This window comes from Tardiphaga sp. 20_F10_N6_6 (genome assembly GCF_052076045.1).
GTDB lineage: Bacteria > Pseudomonadota > Alphaproteobacteria > Rhizobiales > Xanthobacteraceae > Tardiphaga > Tardiphaga robiniae.
The window spans coordinates 4,039,740-4,058,366 of the sequence record NZ_CP197239.1; the positions used below are offsets into that span (position 1 = coordinate 4,039,740).

The 18,627-nt window shown below is 62.0% G+C and carries 21 protein-coding genes; 11 read left to right on the plus strand and 10 right to left on the minus strand.

Going from position 1 to position 18,627, the window contains the following annotated elements:
• Window positions 1-11: 11 nt before the first annotated feature.
• From ybeY to AB7813_RS19445, 5 genes are all read left to right on the plus strand, one after another.
• Complete coding sequence (gene ybeY, locus AB7813_RS19425) at window positions 12-524, plus strand: rRNA maturation RNase YbeY (protein ID WP_441228277.1); 513 nt, start codon at window positions 12-14, stop codon at window positions 522-524.
• 1 nt (window position 525) lies between these two features.
• Complete coding sequence (locus AB7813_RS19430; RefSeq protein ID WP_120287605.1) at window positions 526-1,641, plus strand: hemolysin family protein; 1,116 nt, start codon at window positions 526-528, stop codon at window positions 1,639-1,641.
• Entirely contained in the window at window positions 1,638-3,245 is a 1,608-nt protein-coding gene (gene lnt, locus AB7813_RS19435) for an apolipoprotein N-acyltransferase (protein WP_120287606.1), read from the plus strand. The genes AB7813_RS19430 and lnt overlap by 4 nt, the downstream gene beginning before the upstream one ends.
• Window positions 3,246-3,518: 273 nt before the next feature.
• Window positions 3,519-3,935, plus strand: a complete 417-nt coding sequence (locus AB7813_RS19440) for a helix-turn-helix domain-containing protein (protein WP_068730045.1) — start codon at window positions 3,519-3,521, stop codon at window positions 3,933-3,935.
• Between the two features lie 78 nt (window positions 3,936-4,013).
• The gene (locus tag AB7813_RS19445; RefSeq protein WP_439084254.1) at window positions 4,014-4,772 is read left to right on the plus strand and encodes a tRNA (guanine(46)-N(7))-methyltransferase TrmB; all 759 of its coding nucleotides are present in this window, start codon (window positions 4,014-4,016) and stop codon (window positions 4,770-4,772) included.
• Between the two features lie 28 nt (window positions 4,773-4,800).
• On the opposite strand, the gene AB7813_RS19450 is transcribed toward AB7813_RS19445, so the two are convergent.
• Window positions 4,801-5,802 carry a 2-hydroxyacid dehydrogenase gene (locus AB7813_RS19450; protein ID WP_068730047.1) on the minus strand — a complete coding sequence of 334 codons (1,002 nt, stop codon included), beginning with the start codon at window positions 5,800-5,802 and terminating at the stop codon, window positions 4,801-4,803.
• 224 nt (window positions 5,803-6,026) lie between these two features.
• Here AB7813_RS19450 and AB7813_RS19455 point away from each other — a divergent pair, with 224 nt between their 5' ends.
• Both AB7813_RS19455 and AB7813_RS19460 read left to right on the plus strand, forming a co-directional pair.
• Window positions 6,027-6,554, plus strand: a complete 528-nt coding sequence (locus AB7813_RS19455) for an SH3 domain-containing protein (RefSeq protein WP_068730049.1) — start codon at window positions 6,027-6,029, stop codon at window positions 6,552-6,554.
• Window positions 6,555-6,664: 110 nt separating this feature from the next.
• Complete coding sequence (locus tag AB7813_RS19460) at window positions 6,665-7,348, plus strand: SGNH/GDSL hydrolase family protein (protein WP_439084253.1); 684 nt, start codon at window positions 6,665-6,667, stop codon at window positions 7,346-7,348.
• 22 nt (window positions 7,349-7,370) lie between these two features.
• On the opposite strand, the gene irrA is transcribed toward AB7813_RS19460, so the two are convergent.
• On the minus strand, window positions 7,371-7,859 hold the full coding sequence (gene irrA, locus AB7813_RS19465; RefSeq protein ID WP_089263317.1) for an iron response transcriptional regulator IrrA: 489 nt from the start codon (window positions 7,857-7,859) through the stop codon (window positions 7,371-7,373).
• Window positions 7,860-8,167: 308 nt separating this feature from the next.
• On the opposite strand from irrA, the gene fabA reads away from it, so the two are divergent.
• The 3 genes from fabA to fabI all read left to right on the plus strand — a co-directional run bounded on the left by fabA (window position 8,168) and on the right by fabI (window position 10,827).
• Window positions 8,168-8,707, plus strand: coding sequence for a bifunctional 3-hydroxydecanoyl-ACP dehydratase/trans-2-decenoyl-ACP isomerase (fabA, locus tag AB7813_RS19470; protein ID WP_210269351.1), 540 nt, complete (start codon window positions 8,168-8,170; stop codon window positions 8,705-8,707).
• A gap of 82 nt (window positions 8,708-8,789) precedes the next feature.
• Window positions 8,790-10,016 (plus strand): beta-ketoacyl-ACP synthase I, encoded by a 1,227-nt coding sequence (gene fabB, locus AB7813_RS19475; RefSeq protein ID WP_068730055.1) that lies wholly within the window; start codon window positions 8,790-8,792, stop codon window positions 10,014-10,016.
• A 4-nt stretch (window positions 10,017-10,020) separates the two neighbouring features.
• Window positions 10,021-10,827, plus strand: a complete 807-nt coding sequence (gene fabI, locus AB7813_RS19480; protein WP_441228278.1) for an enoyl-ACP reductase FabI — start codon at window positions 10,021-10,023, stop codon at window positions 10,825-10,827.
• Window positions 10,828-10,833: 6 nt separating this feature from the next.
• Here the strand turns inward: fabI and AB7813_RS19485 are convergent, their stop codons facing one another.
• Both AB7813_RS19485 and katG read right to left on the minus strand, forming a co-directional pair.
• A complete protein-coding gene (locus AB7813_RS19485) occupies window positions 10,834-11,439 on the minus strand; it encodes a glutathione S-transferase family protein (RefSeq protein ID WP_089263313.1) in 606 nt (201 codons plus the stop codon).
• A 220-nt stretch (window positions 11,440-11,659) separates the two neighbouring features.
• The gene (katG, locus tag AB7813_RS19490) at window positions 11,660-13,864 is read right to left on the minus strand and encodes a catalase/peroxidase HPI (RefSeq protein ID WP_441228279.1); all 2,205 of its coding nucleotides are present in this window, start codon (window positions 13,862-13,864) and stop codon (window positions 11,660-11,662) included.
• A 237-nt stretch (window positions 13,865-14,101) separates the two neighbouring features.
• On the opposite strand from katG, the gene AB7813_RS19495 reads away from it, so the two are divergent.
• The gene (locus AB7813_RS19495) at window positions 14,102-15,007 is read left to right on the plus strand and encodes a LysR substrate-binding domain-containing protein (RefSeq protein ID WP_093757738.1); all 906 of its coding nucleotides are present in this window, start codon (window positions 14,102-14,104) and stop codon (window positions 15,005-15,007) included.
• A gap of 75 nt (window positions 15,008-15,082) precedes the next feature.
• Here AB7813_RS19495 and AB7813_RS19500 read toward each other — a convergent pair whose 3' ends face one another.
• The 6 genes from AB7813_RS19500 to ccmA form a co-directional block, all read right to left on the minus strand.
• Window positions 15,083-15,454 (minus strand): ComEA family DNA-binding protein, encoded by a 372-nt coding sequence (locus AB7813_RS19500; protein ID WP_089263307.1) that lies wholly within the window; start codon window positions 15,452-15,454, stop codon window positions 15,083-15,085.
• Between the two features lie 145 nt (window positions 15,455-15,599).
• Entirely contained in the window at window positions 15,600-16,178 is a 579-nt protein-coding gene (locus AB7813_RS19505) for a DsbE family thiol:disulfide interchange protein (protein ID WP_089263305.1), read from the minus strand.
• Window positions 16,175-16,354 carry a heme exporter protein CcmD gene (ccmD, locus tag AB7813_RS19510; protein WP_068730071.1) on the minus strand — a complete coding sequence of 60 codons (180 nt, stop codon included), beginning with the start codon at window positions 16,352-16,354 and terminating at the stop codon, window positions 16,175-16,177. The genes AB7813_RS19505 and ccmD overlap by 4 nt, the downstream gene beginning before the upstream one ends.
• Window positions 16,354-17,091: a heme ABC transporter permease gene (locus AB7813_RS19515; RefSeq protein WP_089263301.1), complete on the minus strand. Its 738-nt coding sequence runs from the start codon at window positions 17,089-17,091 to the stop codon at window positions 16,354-16,356. The genes ccmD and AB7813_RS19515 overlap by 1 nt, the downstream gene beginning before the upstream one ends.
• Before the next feature lie 123 nt (window positions 17,092-17,214).
• Window positions 17,215-17,883, minus strand: coding sequence for a heme exporter protein CcmB (gene ccmB, locus AB7813_RS19520; protein ID WP_441228280.1), 669 nt, complete (start codon window positions 17,881-17,883; stop codon window positions 17,215-17,217).
• Window positions 17,880-18,482, minus strand: a complete 603-nt coding sequence (gene ccmA / locus AB7813_RS19525) for a heme ABC exporter ATP-binding protein CcmA (protein ID WP_441228978.1) — start codon at window positions 18,480-18,482, stop codon at window positions 17,880-17,882. The genes ccmB and ccmA overlap by 4 nt, the downstream gene beginning before the upstream one ends.
• Between the last annotated feature and the right edge of the window lie 145 nt (window positions 18,483-18,627).

An 18,627-nucleotide genomic window follows, 5' to 3' on the forward strand; every position in this document is an offset into this window, starting at 1 on the left:
GTTCGATACCGATGCCGACCTATTCATCTCCCGCGACAGAGGTTCTTGTTGTCACCGATTGCTGGTCTGCGGAGGCCGATGCCGACGCCGTGATTCACCGCGCCATCGAAGCCGCCGCCGCCATGGTCGATACCGATACGGCCGACGCCGAACTCGCCATCATGCTCACCGACGACGCCGGCATTCGCACGCTGAACCAGAACTGGCGTGGCATCGACAAGCCGACCAACGTGCTGTCATTCCCGGCGCTGCAGCCGCCCGAAGGCGCGGACGAGCCCGATGACATGCCGCGCATGCTCGGCGACATCGCTATTGCCTACGAGACCACGCGCCGCGAGGCTGACGAAGAAGAGAAGAGCTTCGCCAACCATCTCAGCCATCTCGCCATTCACGGCTTCTTGCATCTGGTCGGTTACGATCATGAGAAGGACGACGAAGCAGAAGAGATGGAAGCGCTGGAGCGCGAGATCCTGGCAACGCTCGGGATCCCGGACCCCTATGCAGATCAGGATCGGGTGACCTGAGATGCCGGACGGCGACACTAGAAGCGATCATTCGAAGACCTCAAGCAATCTGCCTGCGGTGGTTCACGATGGCGAAGTCATGCGCCCGACGTCGGAGACCTGGCTGACCCGCGCGATCCGCTCGCTGTTCGGCTGGAAGCCGGGCTCGGTGCGTGCCGACCTGCAAGTCGTGCTCGACGCCTCCGCGCCGGACGAGACCGGCTTCTCCACCATCGAGCGCACGATGTTGCGCAATATTTTGGGGCTCAACGAGCGCCGCATCGCCGACGTCATGGTGCATCGCGCCGATATTATCGCGGTGAAGCAGGATATCTCGCTCGGCGAATTGATGGGCCTGTTCGAGAGCGCGGCGCATTCGCGCTTGGTCGTATTCAACGAAACCCTCGACGATCCCGTCGGCATCGTTCATATCCGCGACCTGCTGGCATACATGACCGTAAAGGCGCGCAACGTCGTGCCGTCGACGGCCAAGAAGAAGAAAGTGTTTCCCGCAGGCCTCGACCTGCGTTCGGTCGATCTGGCGCAGACCGTCGTTGACACCGGCATCATCCGCAAGCTGCTCTACGTGCCGCCATCGATGCGCGCCATCGATCTGCTCGCGCAAATGCAGGCAGCACGCATCCATCTCGCACTCGTTGTCGACGAATATGGCGGCACCGACGGCCTCGTCTCTATCGAGGACATCGTCGAGCAGATCGTCGGCGAGATCGATGACGAACACGACAGCGACGAGCCGCCATCCATTGTCAGGCAGGGCGACAGCTTCATCGCCGATGCACGCGCCAGCCTCGATGACGTGCGCGCCATGATCGGCGAAGAATTCGAGACCGGCGAAGACGGCGAGGAAGTCGAGACACTCGGCGGCTATCTCGTCACCCATGTCGGACGGCTGCCCGTGCGCGGCGAAGTGATTTCCGGCCCTGGTAATTTCGAGATCGAAGTGCTCGATGCCGATCCGCGCCGCGTCAAGCGATTACGCGTCGGCCCCCGCAAGGAGCGGCCTGCGCCGCGCACCCGCGAACCGCGCCGCCGCGATGCACCGCCGGACGCCGGCGCGGCACCGTCCAATGATAATGTGAATACGCCTCCGCCAGGCGACAGCGCGGGAACGCCGTGACATCACGCAGCCTGCGCTCGGTCGCACTCAGCATCATTCTCGCTTGGAGTTGGAAGCGCGCAGGCATCGCGCTGCTGGCCGGCGCGGTATCGTCGCTGGCGATGGCGCCGTTCAACGCCTGGCCGGTGCTGTTCATCACGTTCCCCGTCGTCGTCTGGCTGATCGATGGCGCTGCCGCCGGCAAGATGCGCGGCATTCCCGCGGCCGCCATGGCGGGCTGGTGGTTCGGCTTCGGTTATTTCGTGCCGGGCCTGTACTGGATCGGCTACGCTTTCCTCGTCGACGCGCAGACCTTCGCATGGCTGTTGCCCGCCGCGATCTGCGGCCTGCCCGCCTATCTCGCGCTGTTCACCGCGATCGGTTTCGCGCTAGCGCGCTTGCTCTGGACCAAGGACGCCAGCCGCATCTTCGCGCTCGCGGCGAGTCTCACGATCGGCGAATGGCTGCGCGGCCACGTGCTGACGGGCTTTCCCTGGAATGCGTTCGGCTATGCACTCACCGAACCGCTCGCGCTGGCGCAGAGCGCATCGCTGGTCGGCCTCTGGGGATTGACATTTATCACTGTAGCGATCTTTGCATCGCCTGCGGTTCTGATCGACGGACGCTCGCGCACGCAGCGGCCGTGGCTAGCGCCGGCGCTTGCGCTGGTGCTGCTCGTCGTGATGGGCACCTATGGCATGGCCCGGCTATCGCGCACCCCGACGCAGCTCGTCGCCAATGTGAAGCTGCGCATCATGCAGCCGAATCTGTCGCAGGACACGCGCTTCAACTATTCCGCCAAGGCGGATGTCATGAGCAGATATCTTGCGCTGTCGGACCGCGCGACCGGTCCGCAGAATTCAGGCGTCGGCGCAGCCAGCATCCTGATCTGGCCGGAATCCGCATTCCCGTTCTTCCTGTCGCGCGAACCCGATGCGATGGCGCAGATCGCCAATCTGCTGCCGAAGGGCACCGTGCTGGTCACCGGCGCGGTGCGCCCGCCGGATGCGCCGCTCGGCGCGCGCATCACGCAGGCCTATAATTCCATTTACGTGATCGACCATGACGGCAGCATCCTGTCGACCTACGACAAACTTCATCTGGTGCCGTTCGGCGAGTATCTGCCGTTCCAGAGCTTCATGGAGAAGATCGGCTTCCAGCAATTGACCAAAGTCCATGGCGGCTTCATTCCCGGCTCCCGTCGCAAGCCGATGGATATTCCCGGTGCGCCGCGCATGCTGCCGCTGATCTGCTACGAGGCGGTTTTCCCGGACGATATCACCACGCGCAACGATCGGCCGGGCTGGATTGTCAATCTCACCAATGATGGCTGGTTCGGCATTTCCACCGGCCCCTACCAGCACCTCCAGCAGAGCCGCGTCCGCGCCATCGAGGAAGGCCTGCCGCTGGTTCGCGCCGCGAACACCGGCATTTCCGTCGTGGTCGACCCTGTCGGCCGCCTGATCGCGCGGCTCGATCTCGGTGTCGAAGGCGTGCTGGATTCGGGATTACCAGCGGCCATTTCGCCGACGGTCTACTCGAAAATCGGCGATATTCCCGCCGCGATGTTTGTCGCGCTCGCGATCATTTTCGCCGTTCGGCGGCGTACGCCGGTACGCCACTAGCTTGATACTTGAAGCATTTGATATAGCTTGCAAGCTAGCTTTCGCCGCCTACCGAACAACCCTCTCGATGTGATTGCTTTTTAAGCTAGCTTTGTAAGCTTTATTTCTCACCTATTGAGAAATAAAGGTGCAGTGGCTTAAATTTTCCGCTTAGGAAAATTTGCGCGGTTGTTATAATCCACTAGGATACCTTTGGTTACAACCGAAGCCGCCCTAAATGACGGATTGCCACGCATGATCCGTCTCCCTTGATGTGATCCAGGAGTAATTGAGATGTCGACGAAAGCGCCCAATCCTGTTGACAAATATGTCGGCAGCCGTGTGCGCATGCGGCGCATTATGCTCGGCATGAGTCAGGAAAAGCTGGGCGAAGCCCTCGGTCTGACGTTTCAGCAAGTTCAGAAATACGAGAAGGGCACCAACCGCGTCGGCGCCAGCCGGCTGCAGCAGATTTCGGAAATCCTGCAGGTCCCCGTCTCGTTCCTGTTCGAAGGCGGCCCCGGCGCGATCCATAACGGCGAAGGCTTCGCTGAAGCGTCCTCGCCTGCCTATGTCTCCGACTTCCTCGCCACCTCCGAAGGCCTCGCTCTGACCCGCGCCTTCACGCGCATCACCGATGCCAAGCTCCGCCGCAGCATCGTCGACCTGGTCGAACAGATCGCTTCGCGCGAAGCCCCGGATCAGCGCTAAAATCACGGTAGTTTCAACGGAAATTCGTCATCGCGCCTGATGGCGCCGATGGCGTTTCGGCTGTATCACTCGCGCGCGATGACCACAGCCAATTCCAATCATAACGATCACGATGCCCCCGCTGATGCGGGTGCGTCCACGCCTGCCGAGAGCGGTCATTACACCGGCTCGTTCTTCGGACGCCGCAAAGGCCACAAGCTGCGCGACCATCAGGCCGATCTGATGGCGACGCTGCTGCCGGCGCTCACCGTCGACATCGCACATCCGGCACCTGACGATATTCGCACGCTGTTCGGCACTGATGTCGAGACCGTGCGTCTGGAGATCGGCTTCGGCGGCGGCGAGCATCTGGTCGCGGAAGCGCTGGCGCATCCCGACATCGGCTTCATCGGCTGCGAGCCCTATATCAACGGCATGGCGAAGATTCTGACGCAGATCGAGGCGCAGAACATCGGCAATATCCGCCTCGTCGCCGGCGACGCCGCTGAACTTCTCACATGGGCACCGGCCCAATCGCTGTCACGCATCGACCTGATCCATCCGGATCCGTGGCCGAAGAAGCGTCACTGGAAGCGCCGCTTCGTACAGGACGCAACACTGGCTGCGATGGCGCGCGTGCTGAAGCCGTTAGGCGAATTTCGTTTCGTGCATGACATTCCGGATTACGTCGCGTGGACACTCTGGCATGTGTCGCGATCGCCGGATTTCATCTGGACCGCAGAGCGCGCCGATGACTGGCGCCTGCCATGGCCGAACTACACCATGACGCGCTACGGCCGCAAAGCCACGCGCGAGGGCCGCATCGCGGCCTATCTCATCTTCAAGCTGATCTCGTAAGATAAGCGGCGAGCGTAAGCGCTTCGCCTCACAGCATGTTCGGAAGCACACGATCCGGCGGCTTGTGATTGTCGAGGAAGGCACGGATGTTGATGATGACTTTCTCGCCCATCTCGACACGGCCTTCGATCGTCGCCGAGCCCATATGCGGCAACAATACCACCTTGCCGGCGCGCGCGAGCCGCACCAGCTTCGGACTCACCGCGGGCTCATGTTCGAACACGTCGAGCGCGGCACCGGCAATGTCGCCCGACTCGATCAGCTTGATCATCGTCTCTTCGTCGATCACCTCGCCGCGCGCGGTGTTGACGATATAGGCGTCCTTGCGGATCAGCTTGAGACGGCGTGCTGACAACAGGTGGAACGTCGCCGGCGTATGCGGACAGTTCACCGAGATGATGTCCATGCGCGCCAGCATCTGGTCGAGCGAATCCCAATAGGTCGCACCGAGTTCTTCGGCGATCTTCGGGGCGACGGGTTTACGGTTGTGATAGTGGATCTGTAGCCCGAAAGCGCGGGCGCGGCGCGCGACGGCCTGGCCGATGCGGCCCATGCCGATGATACCGAGCCGCTTGCCGCCAAGCCGCTTGCCCAGCATCCAGGTCGGCGACCAGCCCTGCCAGTCCTTGCCTTCGGTCAGGATCGAGGCACCTTCGATCAGCCGGCGCGGCACTGCGAGGATCATCGACATGGTCATGTCGGCGGTGTCTTCAGTGAGCACCTTCGGCGTGTTGGTGACGGTGATACCGCGGGCATGGGCCGCGACGACATCGATATTGTCGACGCCGTTGCCAAAATTGGCGATCAGCCGGAGCTTGCAGTCGGGGTGCTCGAGCAGCTCTTTGGTAATTTCGTCGGTGACGGTCGGCACCAGCACATCGGCGGTGCGGGTCGCTTCAGCGAGTTGCTCGGGCGTCAGAGGCGTGTCGTCGAGATTGATGTGCGCATCGAACAGTTCGCGCATGCGGGTCTCGATCGAGTCCGGCAGCTTGCGCGTGACGATGACGAGAGGCTTTTTCTTGACCGACATGTCCTGCTCACTCGCGCTTTGGCTAATCCGTTCAGTCCGCATTAACCCGGTTGTTCGAAACTGCCGCAGCCGCGAATTCACCGTTTCCTCGGGTTCCCCGACACCCTTTTTGGTGCCTTGGCCTTCGGTCCTCTCTAGCAGAAGACCAAGCCAAAACAAGAACCCAACAGGCGCGTGCGGCGCGGCGGCACTTGCGTTCTTTGGATTGGGTTGAGGTGGGGTTGATGGCGTTCCGGCGATTTGCGTGTGCGATGTTGGCGATGGGTACTCTGATCGCGGCAGCAATCGATCCGGCTCTCGCTGCCAAGGACACGCCGCTGGGCGCCAGCGGCCTGCCGGTGCCGCGCTACGTCAGCCTCAAGTCGGATCACGTTAATGTCCGCGCCGGCCCCACCAAGGACAACGATGTCGCCTGGGTCTATACTCGCTCCGGCCTGCCGGTAGAGATCACCGCCGAATACGAGAACTGGCGCCGCGTTCGTGATTCCGAGGGCGCCGAGGGCTGGGTCTATCACTCGCTGCTGTCCGGCCGCCGCACCGCAGTCGTGACCATGAAATCCAAGGACGAACTCGCCTCGATCTACGACAATCCGGATGCGACCAGCGCCGTCGCAGCGCGGTTACAGGCGGGTGTCGTGGCGCAGGTAAAGCGCTGCAACAATGGCTGGTGCCGGGTGATCGGCAACGGCTTTGATGGCTGGATCGAACAGCAACGGCTATGGGGCGTCTACGCCGACGAGAAGGTGAACTGAGCACACCCCGCATCGGGAGCCTGGCCTGCGCCGGTGCAGTGGTCGCCATGGCAGCGCTGCCATGGTCCGGCCCGGCTCGTGCGCAATCCGCCACTGAAACGTGCTTGGCTGTGGATCAGCGGCTGTCTGGTGATGCGACCCTTCGGCGCACCGTGGCTGCGCTCAAAACCGGTGGCCCGCTCAAGGTCGTCGCCATGGGCTCGTCCTCGACGCTCGGCCTGTGGCAATCCGACCCCGCCAAAACCTATCCCGGCATGCTGCAGAGCGAGCTGCAACACCTGAAGCCGGGACTGCGGCTGGAGGTCATCAATAGTGGGCGGAACGCCGACACGATCCCGGGCAATATCGCCCGCTTCGACCGCGATGTGCTGGCGCATCGCCCGGATCTCGTGATTTGGCAGATCGGCACCAATGACATGACCTGGCTGCAAAGCGCTGACAGCCTGACCGGCAGGATCGTCGAGGGCATCCGCCTGCTGAAGGCTGACGGCGCCGACGTGATCCTGATGGATCAGCAATACGCGCCGGTCATTCTCGCATCGCAATATTCCAAGATGCAGGCGAGCATAGCTGACGCCGCCCGGCAGGAACGCGTACCGCTGTTCTCACGCTTCGAGCTGATGCGCCGTGCAGTAGACGCAGGGCTCTCCATGGGAGCGCTGACGGCCTGGGACGGACTACACAATTCCGCAGCCGGCTACGAATGCACCGGCCGCTCCCTTGCCCGCGCGATCGTGGCGACGGCTGGAGCTGGCGAGCAAACGCCGCCGAAAACGGTTCGGCGGCGCAAATAACTTCAGAATTTGGATAAAGCCGTTAGCGCTTTTTGCGCAGACGAACGACCATGTCGATGCGGCTGATCTCGAAGCCCTCGGGGACTTCCGGCATCTTGGTCAGCACGAGGTTCTGGTCCGGAATATCGACCAGCTCGTGGTTGTTCTCGAGATAGTAGTGGTGATGCGAGGTCACATTGGTATCGAAATAGGTCTTCGTACCATCGACGCTGACCTGACGAAGCAGGCCGGAATCCGTGAGCTGATTGAGCGTGTTGTAAACGGTCGCCAGCGACACCGGCACCTTGGCGAGAGTCGCTTCCTCGTACAGCATTTCCGCAGTGAGATGACGCGCGCCCTTGCCGAACAGCAGCCAGCCCAGCGCCATGCGTTGACGGGTGGGTCGCAGACCGACCGACTGCAGCATCTCGTTGACGTCATGCCACGGGCAACCAGTCAAAGCCGGCTGACGGCCGTGATTGATTTCCGCAACTGCAGCTGCGTCATCCAGAACTGAAACGCTGTCGCTCATATCCACGTCAGTAATCCTGCCGTTCACACTCAAAAAGAACACTGAATTAGCCTTCTATTATAGAAAGGCGGGGCCTCAGATGCAAGGTTTTCGCAACTAGGAGCCATGCATCAGAAGGGATGCTTCCGCAGTGCATCGCAATATGGTCAATAACCCGCCAAAAGCAGGCGATCCGCCGCTTTGCCGCCCCATAAGCCTATGATAGAGAGCGCCCAACCGGGGCAAGTTCCCGTGTCATTTGGAACAATTCTATATGTGGCGACTCCACCCGGGGTAGCCACCACCATCGATGGACCCAGAAAGCCGGCATGATCCAGGAACAACGCAACAGCTACGCATATGAAGACCTGCTGGCCTGCGGCCGCGGCGAGCTGTTCGGACCCGGCAATGCGCAATTGCCGCTGCCGCCGATGCTGATGTTCGACCGCATCACCGAGATCACGGCTGATGGCGGCGAATTCGGCAAGGGTCTCGTGCGCGCTGAACTCGACGTCAATTCGGACCTCTGGTTCTTTGCCTGCCACTTCAAGGGCGATCCGGTCATGCCGGGCTGCCTCGGCCTGGACGCCATGTGGCAGATGGTCGGGTTCTTTCTGGGCTGGTCGGGCGGCATCGGCCCCGGACGTGCGCTCGGGCTCAGCGAGCTGAAGTTTTCCGGCCAGGTTCTCCCGAACGTCAAAAAGGTCGTGTACACCATCGATATCAAGCGCGTGATGCGTTCAAAATTGTGGTTGGGGATTGCCGACGGCTCGCTTTCGGCCGATGGCGAGATTATCTATCGCGCCAAGGACCTGAAGGTCGGCCTGTTCAAGCAGGAAGCACCTGCCGCATTGCAGCCGGGAACGTGATCTACCGGGTGCCATTCAACGGCGGTCTCCGAGGGGGCGACCGCCAGTTCCACAACAACGTAATTCAAAGGGCGAGGCGATCATGAGGCGGGTTGTCGTCACGGGGATGGGCATTGTCTCATCTATCGGAAACAACACTCAGGAAGTGCTTGCGAGCCTCCATGAGGCAAAGTCGGGCATCACGCGCGCCGACAAATACGCAGAGCTCGGTTTCCGTTCGCAGGTGCAGGGCGCACCGACCATCAATCCGGCCGATGTGATCGACCGCCGCGCGATGCGCTTCCTCGGCGAAGGCGCCGCATGGAATCACATCGCCATGGAACAGGCGATCCAGGACTCCGGCCTCGAAGAGTCGGATATCTCGAACGAGCGCACCGGCATCATCATGGGCTCGGGCGGACCTTCCGCACGCACCATCGTCGAAGCCGCGGACATCACGCGAACGAAGGGTCCGAAGCGCGTTGGTCCGTTCGCGGTGCCGAAGGCGATGTCCTCGACGGCATCCGCCACGCTCGCGACCTGGTTCAAGATCAAGGGCGTGAACTATTCGATCTCCTCCGCCTGCGCGACCTCGAATCACTGCATCGGCAATGCCTATGAGATGATCCAGTGGGGCAAGCAGGACGTCGTATTCGCCGGCGGCTGCGAGGAGCTCGACTGGTCGCTCTCGGTGCTGTTCGACGCCATGGGCGCAATGTCCTCGAAGTATAACGACACCCCTTCGACGGCCTCGCGTCCCTATGACGTCAGCCGTGACGGTTTCGTCATCGCCGGCGGCGCAGGCGTGGTCGTGGTCGAAGAACTCGAGCATGCGAAAGCACGCGGCGCCAAGATCTATGGCGAAATCATCGGCTACGGCGCCACCTCGGACGGTTACGACATGGTCGCTCCATCCGGCGAAGGCGCAGAGCGTTGCATGAAGATGGCGCTGGCCACCACCGGCGGCATCAAGATCGACTACATCAACCCGCATGCGACCTCGACGCCAGCCGGCGACCCGCCGGAAATGCAGGCGATCCGCAACGTGTTCGGCACTGGCGAGAAATGCCCGCCAATCTCGGCGACCAAGGCCCTCACCGGCCACTCGCTCGGCGCCACCGGCGTGCAGGAAGCAATCTACTCGCTGCTGATGATGCAGAACGGGTTTATCTGCGAGAGCGGCAACATCACCGAACTCGATCCAGTGTTCGCCGACATGCCGATCGTGCGCAAGCGCATCGACAATGTGAAGGTCGGCACCGTGCTGTCGAACTCCTTCGGCTTCGGCGGCACCAACGCCACGCTGGTCTTCAAGCGGATGGACGCATAACGCGATGCCATCACTGATGCAGGGCAAGCGCGGATTGATCATGGGCGTCGCCAATGATCATTCGATCGCGTGGGGAATCGCCAAGGCCCTGCATGCGCAGGGTGCCGAACTGGCTTTCACCTATCAAGGCGATGCGCTTGGCAAGCGCGTCAAGCCGCTGGCGGAATCGCTCAATGCGGATCTGATCCTGCCCTGCGACGTCGAGGACATCGCCAGCGTCGATGCTACGTTCTCTGCGACCAAGGAGAAATGGGGCAGCCTGGATTTCCTGGTCCACGCCATCGGTTTCTCCGACAAGAACGAACTCAAGGGCCGCTACGCCGACACCACGCGTGCGAACTTCTCGCGCACCATGGTGATCTCCTGCTTCTCCTTCACCGAAATCGCCAAGCGCGCGTCGGAAATCATGAAGCCCGGCAGCGCCATGATCACGCTAACTTTTGGCGGATCGACCCGCGTGATGCCGAACTACAATGTCATGGGCGTTGCCAAGGCCGCTCTCGAAGCCTCGGTGCGTTATCTCGCATCTGACTTTGGCCGCCAGGGCATTCGCGTCAACGCTGTGTCGGCTGGCCCGGTACGTACACTGGCCGGCTCGGGCATCGGCGATTCCCGCGCGATGTTCGCATTCCAGCAGAAACATTCGCCGCTCGGCCGTGGCGTAACACTGGAAGAACTCGGCGGCACTGCGCTGTATCTGCTGTCGGATCTTTCCGGCGGCGTGACCGGCGAAACGCATTTCGTCGACTCCGGCTACAACATCATCTCGATGCCGCATCCGGATGCGTTGAAGGCAGAGGCAGGCGAGTAATTCGCCTTACGTCTTTTCCCCCGACGCAAATTCCATCGCACGCTGGAAGGCCGGACGGGCGCTGCAACGATCGAGATAGCGCTCGAACGCCGGGCGCGACGGCACCATCTTGAAATTGCGCACGGCAAAGTTCAGTCCTGAACCGATGGCGATATCGGCGGCAGAGAATTGCGCGCCGAGAATCCATGGGCCTTCATCAAGCGCGGCTTCGAGCACATCGAACACGCGCTGCGCATCACCCCAGCCCGCGGCCACCGGATTCAGCTCCATCTTGGTCGCGATCTGTGCGATCGCCGGTTCGATACAGCCCGGCGCAAAGAACAGCCAATAGAGATATTTCGCGCGATGAGAATCGCCGAGCGGGGGCGCCAGCTTCGCCTCGGGGTAGCGTTCCGCCACATAAGCGCAGATTGCCGCAGCCTCGGCCATAGTGGCGTCGCCATCCTGCAGAGCCGGCACCTTGCCCATCGGATTGACGGCGAGGAATTCCAGCGTGCGCTGCGCACCGGTGGAGATATCGGTCAGCACGCGCTCATAGGCGACGCCGGTTTCCTCCATCAGCCAAAGCGCCGTGAATGAGCGCGAGCGCGGCGACCAGTAGAGTTTCATCATCTGGAGATCCTCCGGAGAAACATTTTGCCATTTGTGCGGGGATTCGGAGAAAGCTGCAAGACGCAGAGCGCTCAGACTCTTTGAAACTCTCATCGCCGCGAAAGCGGGATCCAGTAACCGGCAGTGTCAGTGATGACAGTTGAGTATGACGCGGCGCGACAAGAAAAAGCCCCCGCGACATAGTCGCAGGGGCTTTCATATTCACGATGGCGGGCCGAGGTTACTCAGCCGCCTGCAGTATCGGCTTCTCGACAAGATCGAAACGATCCACGTTCATCACCTTCACCCAAGCCTTGACGAAGTCCTTCACGAACTTCTGCTTGGCGTCAGCGCTTGCATAGACCTCCGCGAAGGCACGCAGCTGCGAGTGCGAACCGAAGACCAGATCGGCGCGTGTACCGGTCCACTTGACTTCGCCGCTCTTGCGATCACGTCCCTCGTACACGTTGTTCGAGCCATCGATCGCTTTCCACTCCGTGCTCATGTCGAGCAGGTTGATGAAGAAGTCGTTGGTCAACGTCTCCGGTGTCTTGGTGAAGACACCGCGCACAGACTGCCCGGAATTCGCACCGAGTACCCGCAAGCCGCCGACGAGAACCGTCATTTCCGGAGCGGTCAGCGTCAGCAACTGCGCGCGATCCACCAAGGATACTTCGGCCGGTACGGCAGACGTGCCCTTGAGGTAGTTACGGAAGCCGTCCGCGACCGGTTCCATCACCTCGAAGGATTCCACATCGGTTTGCGCCTGCGAGGCGTCGCCGCGCCCCGGAGAGAACGGAACGGTTACATCCAGGCCAGCATCCTTCGCGGCTTTCTCGACCGCCGCGCTGCCGCCGAGGACGATCAGGTCGGCAAGCGAAACCTGCTTGTCACCGGATTGCGCCGCGTTGAACTCCTTCCGGATTCCATCGAGCACCTGCAACACCTTGGCTAGCTGAGCCGGCTGGTTAACCTCCCAGTCCTTCTGAGGGGCCAGACGGATGCGCGCGCCGTTGGCACCGCCACGCTTGTCGCCGCCACGGAAGGTGGAGGCCGAAGCCCAGGCCGTGCTGACCAATTCGGACACGGTCAGACCCGATGCCAGCAGCTTGGCCTTGAGCGCAGAGACGTCGGTGTCGTCGATCACCGGATAGTCAACCGCAGGGATCGGATCCTGCCAGATCAACTCTTCCTTGGGCACTTCCGGACCGAGATAACGCACGCGCGGACCCATGTCGCGATGAGTCAGCTTGAACCAGGCCCGAGCAAAAGCTTCAGCGAAGGCCTGCGGATTCTGCAGGAAGCGGCGTGAGATTTTCTCATAGGCCGGGTCCAGACGCAGGGACAGATCCGTCGTGAGCATGGTCGGCTTGTGCTTCTTCGATGGATCATGCGCGTCGGGGATCACTTCCTCGGCGTCCTTGGCCTCCCACTGGATGGCCCCACCGGGGCTGCGGGTCTGCACCCATTCATACTTGAACAGGTTCTCGAAGAAGAAGTTGCTCCACTGCGCCGGCGTCTGCGTCCAGGTGACCTCAATGCCGCTACCAACGGCGTCTGCACCGGATCCAGTACCGTAGTTGCTCTTCCAGCCCAGGCCCTGCGCTTCCAGGCCGGCAGCTTCAGGCTCGGGACCCTTGTGGGACTCAGGCGCAGCGCCATGGGTCTTACCGAAGGTGTGACCGCCGGCGATCAGCGCCACGGTTTCCTCGTCGTTCATCGCCATGCGCTTGAAGGTCTCGCGGATGAAGCTGGCGGCCGCTACCGGATCGCCGCTGGCACCCGGACCTTCCGGATTCACGTAGATCAGGCCCATTTCCGTGGCACTGAGCGGAGCTTCGAACTTGTCGAGCGACCGGTGGGACAGCCACGTGGATTCGGGACCCCAATTCACGTCCTGATCAGGCTCCCAGACGTCGGCACGACCGGCCGCGAAACCGAAGGTGCGAAAACCCATGGTCTCCAGCGCCACGTTGCCGGTCAGGATCAGCAGGTCGGCCCACGAGATCTTGTTGCCGTATTTCTGCTTGATCGGCCACAGGAGGCGGCGTGACTTGTCGATGTTGACGTTGTCCGGCCAGGAATTGAGCGGAGCAAAACGCTGCTGACCGCGACCGCCACCGCCACGGCCATCGCTGAGCCGATAGGTACCAGCGGCGTGCCACGACATGCGGATGAACTGCGGACCGTAATGTCCGAAATCAGCCGGCCACCAGTCCTGCGAATCGGTCATCAGCTTGCGCAGGTCGTTTTTCAACGCCTCGTAATCAAGCTTCTTGAATTCCTCGGCGTAGTTAAACGCATCGCCCATCGGATCGGACAGCGACGAGTGCTGGTGGAGAATCGACAGGTCTAGCTTGTTCGGCCACCAGTCACGATTGGCCCGGGCAGCGGGGGCATGCGCAACGGGGCACTTGCCGGCGCCATTCTCATTCGTCGTGTCCATCAGTCTCTCCTTCTGGCTGTTTGGAATATGAGCCGTCCCAGGCAACACCGACACACCGGATCGCCTTCAAAAACCCGCTCAAATTTTCCAAAAGCTGTCTAATTTCAATTGTCTGCCGAATTCCTCGGCGAGCTTGGCGCTCACCCTAATTGGATTTCGTGACGAGAGATTGGAAGAATTCTTAGATCAGGTCCAGTCGAATTGTCTTCTCCCTTCGATCAGTTTATCTGATGATCCATGATCACGCTCCGCCAGCTCCGCTATCTCGCCGCGCTCGCCAAACACGGCCATTTCGGCCGCGCGGCCGAGGCCTGCAACGTCACCCAGCCTGCGCTGTCGATGCAGATACGCGATCTCGAACGGACGTTGGGCGTCAAGGTGGTGGAGCGCCGACCCGGCGAGGTAATGCTAACCGATGTCGGGCGCGAAGTGGCGCGGCGCGGCGAGGACGTGCTGGCGGCCTCGCGCGACCTGGTGGACTTTGCGCGGCATCGCGGCGGACTCCTGACTGGGCGGCTGACGCTCGGCGTGATCCCGTCGCTGGCGCCGTATCTGCTGCCGCGGATCCTGCCGGTGCTACAGAAACAGTTTCCGGAATTGCGGCTGGAGCTGCGCGAGACGCAAACCAGGCAACTGGTCGACGATATCAAGTCAGGCGCACTCGATGCCGCGATGCTGGCGCTGCCGCTTGGCGAGCCTGAGATCGATACGGCCAAATTGTTCGACGATCTGTTCCTGCTCGCGGTGCCGGCAGACGATCCCCGCCCGGCCGACAAACGCATCAAGGCGATGGAGATCGACCAGAGCCGACTGATCCTGCTGGAGGACGGCCACTGCCTGCGCGATCAGGCGCTGGCCTTCTGCGCCACCGCAGCGCGCGGCCATCAGTCCGGCGGCAACGGCATGGCCTTCGCTGCGTCCAGCCTCTCCACGGTGATGCAGATGGTCGCCAGCGGCTATGGCGTGACATTGATCCCGCAGATCGCCGCCGATGTCGAACAACGCGACCAGCGCGTCAAATTCCTGCGGTTGGAGAATCCGCAGCCCGGCCGCACCATCGGCCTCGCCTTTCGCCGGACGTCTCCGCGCAAGGCGGACTTCGCCGCATTGGGCGATGTGGTGAAGGACAGCGTTATCGGCTGATCGTGATGGACCGCAAAAGAAAACGCACCGGCGCGGCTGCGCCGATGCGTCTCCGGACAAGCGAAGCGATCGCGCCTAGCTCTTCTGCTTGGCGATGACTTTGTCCTTGATGCCGTCATAGGTCTTCTCGGGCACGATCTTCTTCTGCACGAGTTCGTCCTTGCCCTTATACGGACGGCCTTTGACGATGGCCGCCGAATAGGCCTTGCCGATGCCGGGCAGAGCCTCGAGCGCCTCGACACTCGCCGAGTTGAGATCAAGCAATTCAGCCTTCGGTGCCGGAGCCATCTTCGATTCGCTGGCAGGCGCCATCTTGGATGTGGCGGCCGGAGCCATCTTGCCGGCGGGAGCAGCAGGCTGCGGCGACTGCGCCATCGACGGCGCGGATGCGAGCAGACCCAGAGTGAGAGCGGCAGCGGTCAAAGTAGCAAATTTGAAATGGCGCATCGTGGTGTCCCTCCAAGGACGGTTAAGTAACGCCATCAAGCTAGCTGCGGATTCATGGCGCCGCCATGGCGCGAAAATGAACCGCAGATAAAAGCTGAAGTTTATTTTGGTAGTTAAGCCGGCTTGCTCATGAGGAGGATTGCGCTCAGGACCCTGCCTGCAGCGCCTTGTCGATCTCGACTTTCAGCACGCGCTCGTAATTTTCCTGCGTGATGCCACCGACCATCTTGTAGGCGATGCGGCCGTCGCGGCCGACGATGAAGGTTTCGGGCACGCCATAGACACCCCATTCGATCGCGGCGCGGCCGTTGCCGTCGACGCCAACGATGCCGAACGGATTGCCGTAACGACCGAGAAAGCGGCGCGCGTTGTCCGGTGCGTCTTTGTAGTTGATGCCGACCAGTTGCAGCCGTTTGTCCTTGCCGAGTTCTGTCAGCAGCGGTGCCTCCTCGTGGCACGGCACGCACCACGACGCCCAGACATTGACGAGACTGACCTTGCCCTTAAAGGCCGCGGGATCGAGGCCCGGCACCGGCGCGCCGCTATCGGTGAGGCCATCCAGCGCGGGCAACGCCGTCTGCGGGGCGGCGCGGCCGATCAATGCCGAGGGCAGTTTCGCAGGGTCGGCTCCGAGCCGAAACCAGAACAGCCCTGCGAGCGCGGCAAAGATCAGCAGAGGCAGTGCCAGCACCCAGCGGCGCTTTGGAGTGGCTTGCGTGGTCATGTGAGATCCGTCGCGCCACGACCCGAGCGCCGCGCCACGCCGGAGGATTCCAACTCATGCAGCCGTGCGCGGACGCGGCGGTGATCGATGGCGATCCACACGATGAGGATCAGCACCACCGCTGCGACCAGCGCGTAGGACGTGACGATAAAAGATGCGTAGGGACCAAGCGCCATCACGGGAGTGCCACCGGCTTTGAGGCCTGCAGCATCTGCAGCGCACGCAGGCGGCGCCGCAGGATCTCGTTACGCATGGCCGCGAGATGCAGCGTGATGAACAGCAGTGAGAATGCCACCGCCATTACCAGCAGGGGAATCAGAAACGATTTGTCGAGCGACGAGCCGCCCATCTTCATCACCGACGCCGGCTGATGCAGCGTATTCCACCAATCGACCGAGAACTTGATGATCGGAATATTGATGGCGCCGACCAAGGTCAGCACCGCCGCGGCGCGCGCCGCCCGCGATGGGTCTTCAACGGCACGCCACAGCGCGATCAGGCCGAGATACATCAGAAACAGAATGAGCACCGAAGTCAGTCGGGCGTCCCATTCCCAATAGGTACCCCACATCGGCCGGCCCCACAGCGAACCCGTGACCAATGCGAGAAAGGTGAAGGCCGCGCCGATCGGTGCTGCGGATTTGGCGGCGACGTCGGCGAGCGGATGCCGCCACACCAGCGTGCCCAGCGATGCCACGCTCATGACGCCCCAGACGAACATCGACAGCCAGGCATTGGGCACATGGATGAACATGATCTTGACGGTGGCGCCCTGCTGATAGTCATCGGGGGCCATGGCCGACTGATACAAGCCGATCGCAAGCAGAATGCCCGTCGCCATCGCCAGCCACGGCAGGATGCGGGTGGCGAGCGACAGGAACCGGGTTGGATTGGCGAGTTCGGTCAGCGTCATGACATTTCCAATAGTCGCGGCCCTGTCCGCGATCAATGCAACTTATTCTCGTTCAACACGGCTCGCGACGAGTTGACCCAGGTCAATCCAGTGTCTCAGCCTGTCGTGATCCATCCAACTGTCTCAATCCAGTCCATGCCGCAGGCTCGCCGCCGCCGCGAAAGGCCCGATCACGAGGCTCGCCAGCGATAGCGCGCAGAGGATCGAGAATGGCGTCGAGAATGACAACTGTCCGGCGATGGCCGCATTGGAGGCCGCAACGCCGAAAATCAGCACCGGTATCGATAACGGCAACACCAGCACCGCCAGCAAGAGCCCTCCGCGCTGCAGGGTCACCGCCAGCGCGGCCCCGATCATGCCGGTGAAGGTCAGCGCCGGCGTGCCCGCCAACAGCGTCAGGGCGACCGCCAGCGTCGCCGGTCCGTCGAGATTGAGCAGCAGCCCCAACACTGGCGTCGCGACGATCAGCGGCACGCCCGCGGCCAGCCAGTGTGCAAGAGCCTTGGCGGCGCAGGCGAGTTCCAGTGGCGTCCGGCTCATCAGAATGAGATCCAGCGAGCCATCGTCGTGATCGGCGGTAAACAACCGGTCCAGCGTCAGCAGGCTCGCGAGCAGCGCCCCGAGCCATAGAATCGCCGGCCCCAGTCGTGCCAGCAGCGCTAGATCCGGCCCCAGCGCGAAAGGCATCAGCACGACAACCGTCAGAAAGAACAGCACACCGATCAGCGCCCCGCCGCCGACCCGGACGGCAATGCGGATGTCGCGTCGAATCAACGCGCCAAGGGCAGTCACACCTCACCCCCGATGCGCAACTCCCGGGCGGGAATGCCGAGCGGGCCATGGGTTGCAGCGATGACCAGTCCGCCCGATGCGAGATGATCTGTCATCAGCCCAGCAAACACTCGCTGGCTGGCGAGATCCAGCGCTGCGGTCGGCTCGTCGAGCAGCCAGATCGGACGGCGGACGGCCAGCAGACGCGCAATTGACAGCCGGCGGCGCTGGCCGGCTGACAAGAAACCCGCGGGCAATGCTGCGGCATGGGAGAGGCCTACTGCTGCAATGCACGTGGCTGGATCGGCCGGCCTGCCACCGAGGAAGTCGGCCCAGAAGGTCAGGTTTTCCATCACCGTCAAAGCCGATTTCATGGCGTCGCGGTGGCCCAGGTAATGGGCCTGTTCGGCAACGGTCATTTCGCCGTCGCCGCCCTCGAGAGCGATGGAGCCCTCGGCCGGCGCCAGCAGGCCTGCGATCAACCGCAGCAATGAGGTTTTGCCTGCCCCGTTAGGGCCAATGACCGCCACGGCCGTGCCTGCTGTGGCATCGAAATCGAGCCCGGCGAAGACTTCGCGGCCACCCCGCAGGCATCTCAAATTGCGCCCCGAGAGCCGCATCTTAACCCTTCCATGACCATCTGATTTGGTCCAGAGGTCGCCGCGGCGTTGTTGCATCATTTCGCAGGGCTGCAAACGATTGTCGATATGGCAGCGGTTCTAGAAAGATTCTATAAGTCGGAACTTGATGCAGCACACAATCGGC

What these genes read in the sequence shown, in the direction of transcription:
- ybeY (WP_441228277.1), top strand. Translation starts at nt 12, where the DNA reads ATGCCGACCTATTCATCTCCCGCGACAGAGGTTCTTGTTGTCACCGAT.
- AB7813_RS19430 (WP_120287605.1), top strand. Translation starts at nt 526, where the DNA reads ATGCCGGACGGCGACACTAGAAGCGATCATTCGAAGACCTCAAGCAAT.
- AB7813_RS19440 (WP_068730045.1), top strand. Translation starts at nt 3,519, where the DNA reads ATGTCGACGAAAGCGCCCAATCCTGTTGACAAATATGTCGGCAGCCGT.
- AB7813_RS19445 (WP_439084254.1), top strand. Translation starts at nt 4,014, where the DNA reads ATGACCACAGCCAATTCCAATCATAACGATCACGATGCCCCCGCTGAT.
- AB7813_RS19450 (WP_068730047.1), bottom strand. Translation starts at nt 5,802, where the DNA reads ATGTCGGTCAAGAAAAAGCCTCTCGTCATCGTCACGCGCAAGCTGCCG.
- AB7813_RS19455 (WP_068730049.1), top strand. Translation starts at nt 6,027, where the DNA reads ATGGCGTTCCGGCGATTTGCGTGTGCGATGTTGGCGATGGGTACTCTG.
- irrA (WP_089263317.1), bottom strand. Translation starts at nt 7,859, where the DNA reads ATGAGCGACAGCGTTTCAGTTCTGGATGACGCAGCTGCAGTTGCGGAA.
- fabA (WP_210269351.1), top strand. Translation starts at nt 8,168, where the DNA reads ATGATCCAGGAACAACGCAACAGCTACGCATATGAAGACCTGCTGGCC.
- fabB (WP_068730055.1), top strand. Translation starts at nt 8,790, where the DNA reads ATGAGGCGGGTTGTCGTCACGGGGATGGGCATTGTCTCATCTATCGGA.
- fabI (WP_441228278.1), top strand. Translation starts at nt 10,021, where the DNA reads ATGCCATCACTGATGCAGGGCAAGCGCGGATTGATCATGGGCGTCGCC.
- AB7813_RS19485 (WP_089263313.1), bottom strand. Translation starts at nt 11,439, where the DNA reads ATGATGAAACTCTACTGGTCGCCGCGCTCGCGCTCATTCACGGCGCTT.
- katG (WP_441228279.1), bottom strand. Translation starts at nt 13,864, where the DNA reads ATGGACACGACGAATGAGAATGGCGCCGGCAAGTGCCCCGTTGCGCAT.
- AB7813_RS19495 (WP_093757738.1), top strand. Translation starts at nt 14,102, where the DNA reads ATGATCACGCTCCGCCAGCTCCGCTATCTCGCCGCGCTCGCCAAACAC.
- AB7813_RS19500 (WP_089263307.1), bottom strand. Translation starts at nt 15,454, where the DNA reads ATGCGCCATTTCAAATTTGCTACTTTGACCGCTGCCGCTCTCACTCTG.
- AB7813_RS19505 (WP_089263305.1), bottom strand. Translation starts at nt 16,178, where the DNA reads ATGACCACGCAAGCCACTCCAAAGCGCCGCTGGGTGCTGGCACTGCCT.
- ccmD (WP_068730071.1), bottom strand. Translation starts at nt 16,354, where the DNA reads ATGGCGCTTGGTCCCTACGCATCTTTTATCGTCACGTCCTACGCGCTG.
- AB7813_RS19515 (WP_089263301.1), bottom strand. Translation starts at nt 17,091, where the DNA reads ATGACGCTGACCGAACTCGCCAATCCAACCCGGTTCCTGTCGCTCGCC.
- ccmA (WP_441228978.1), bottom strand. Translation starts at nt 18,482, where the DNA reads ATGCGGCTCTCGGGGCGCAATTTGAGATGCCTGCGGGGTGGCCGCGAA.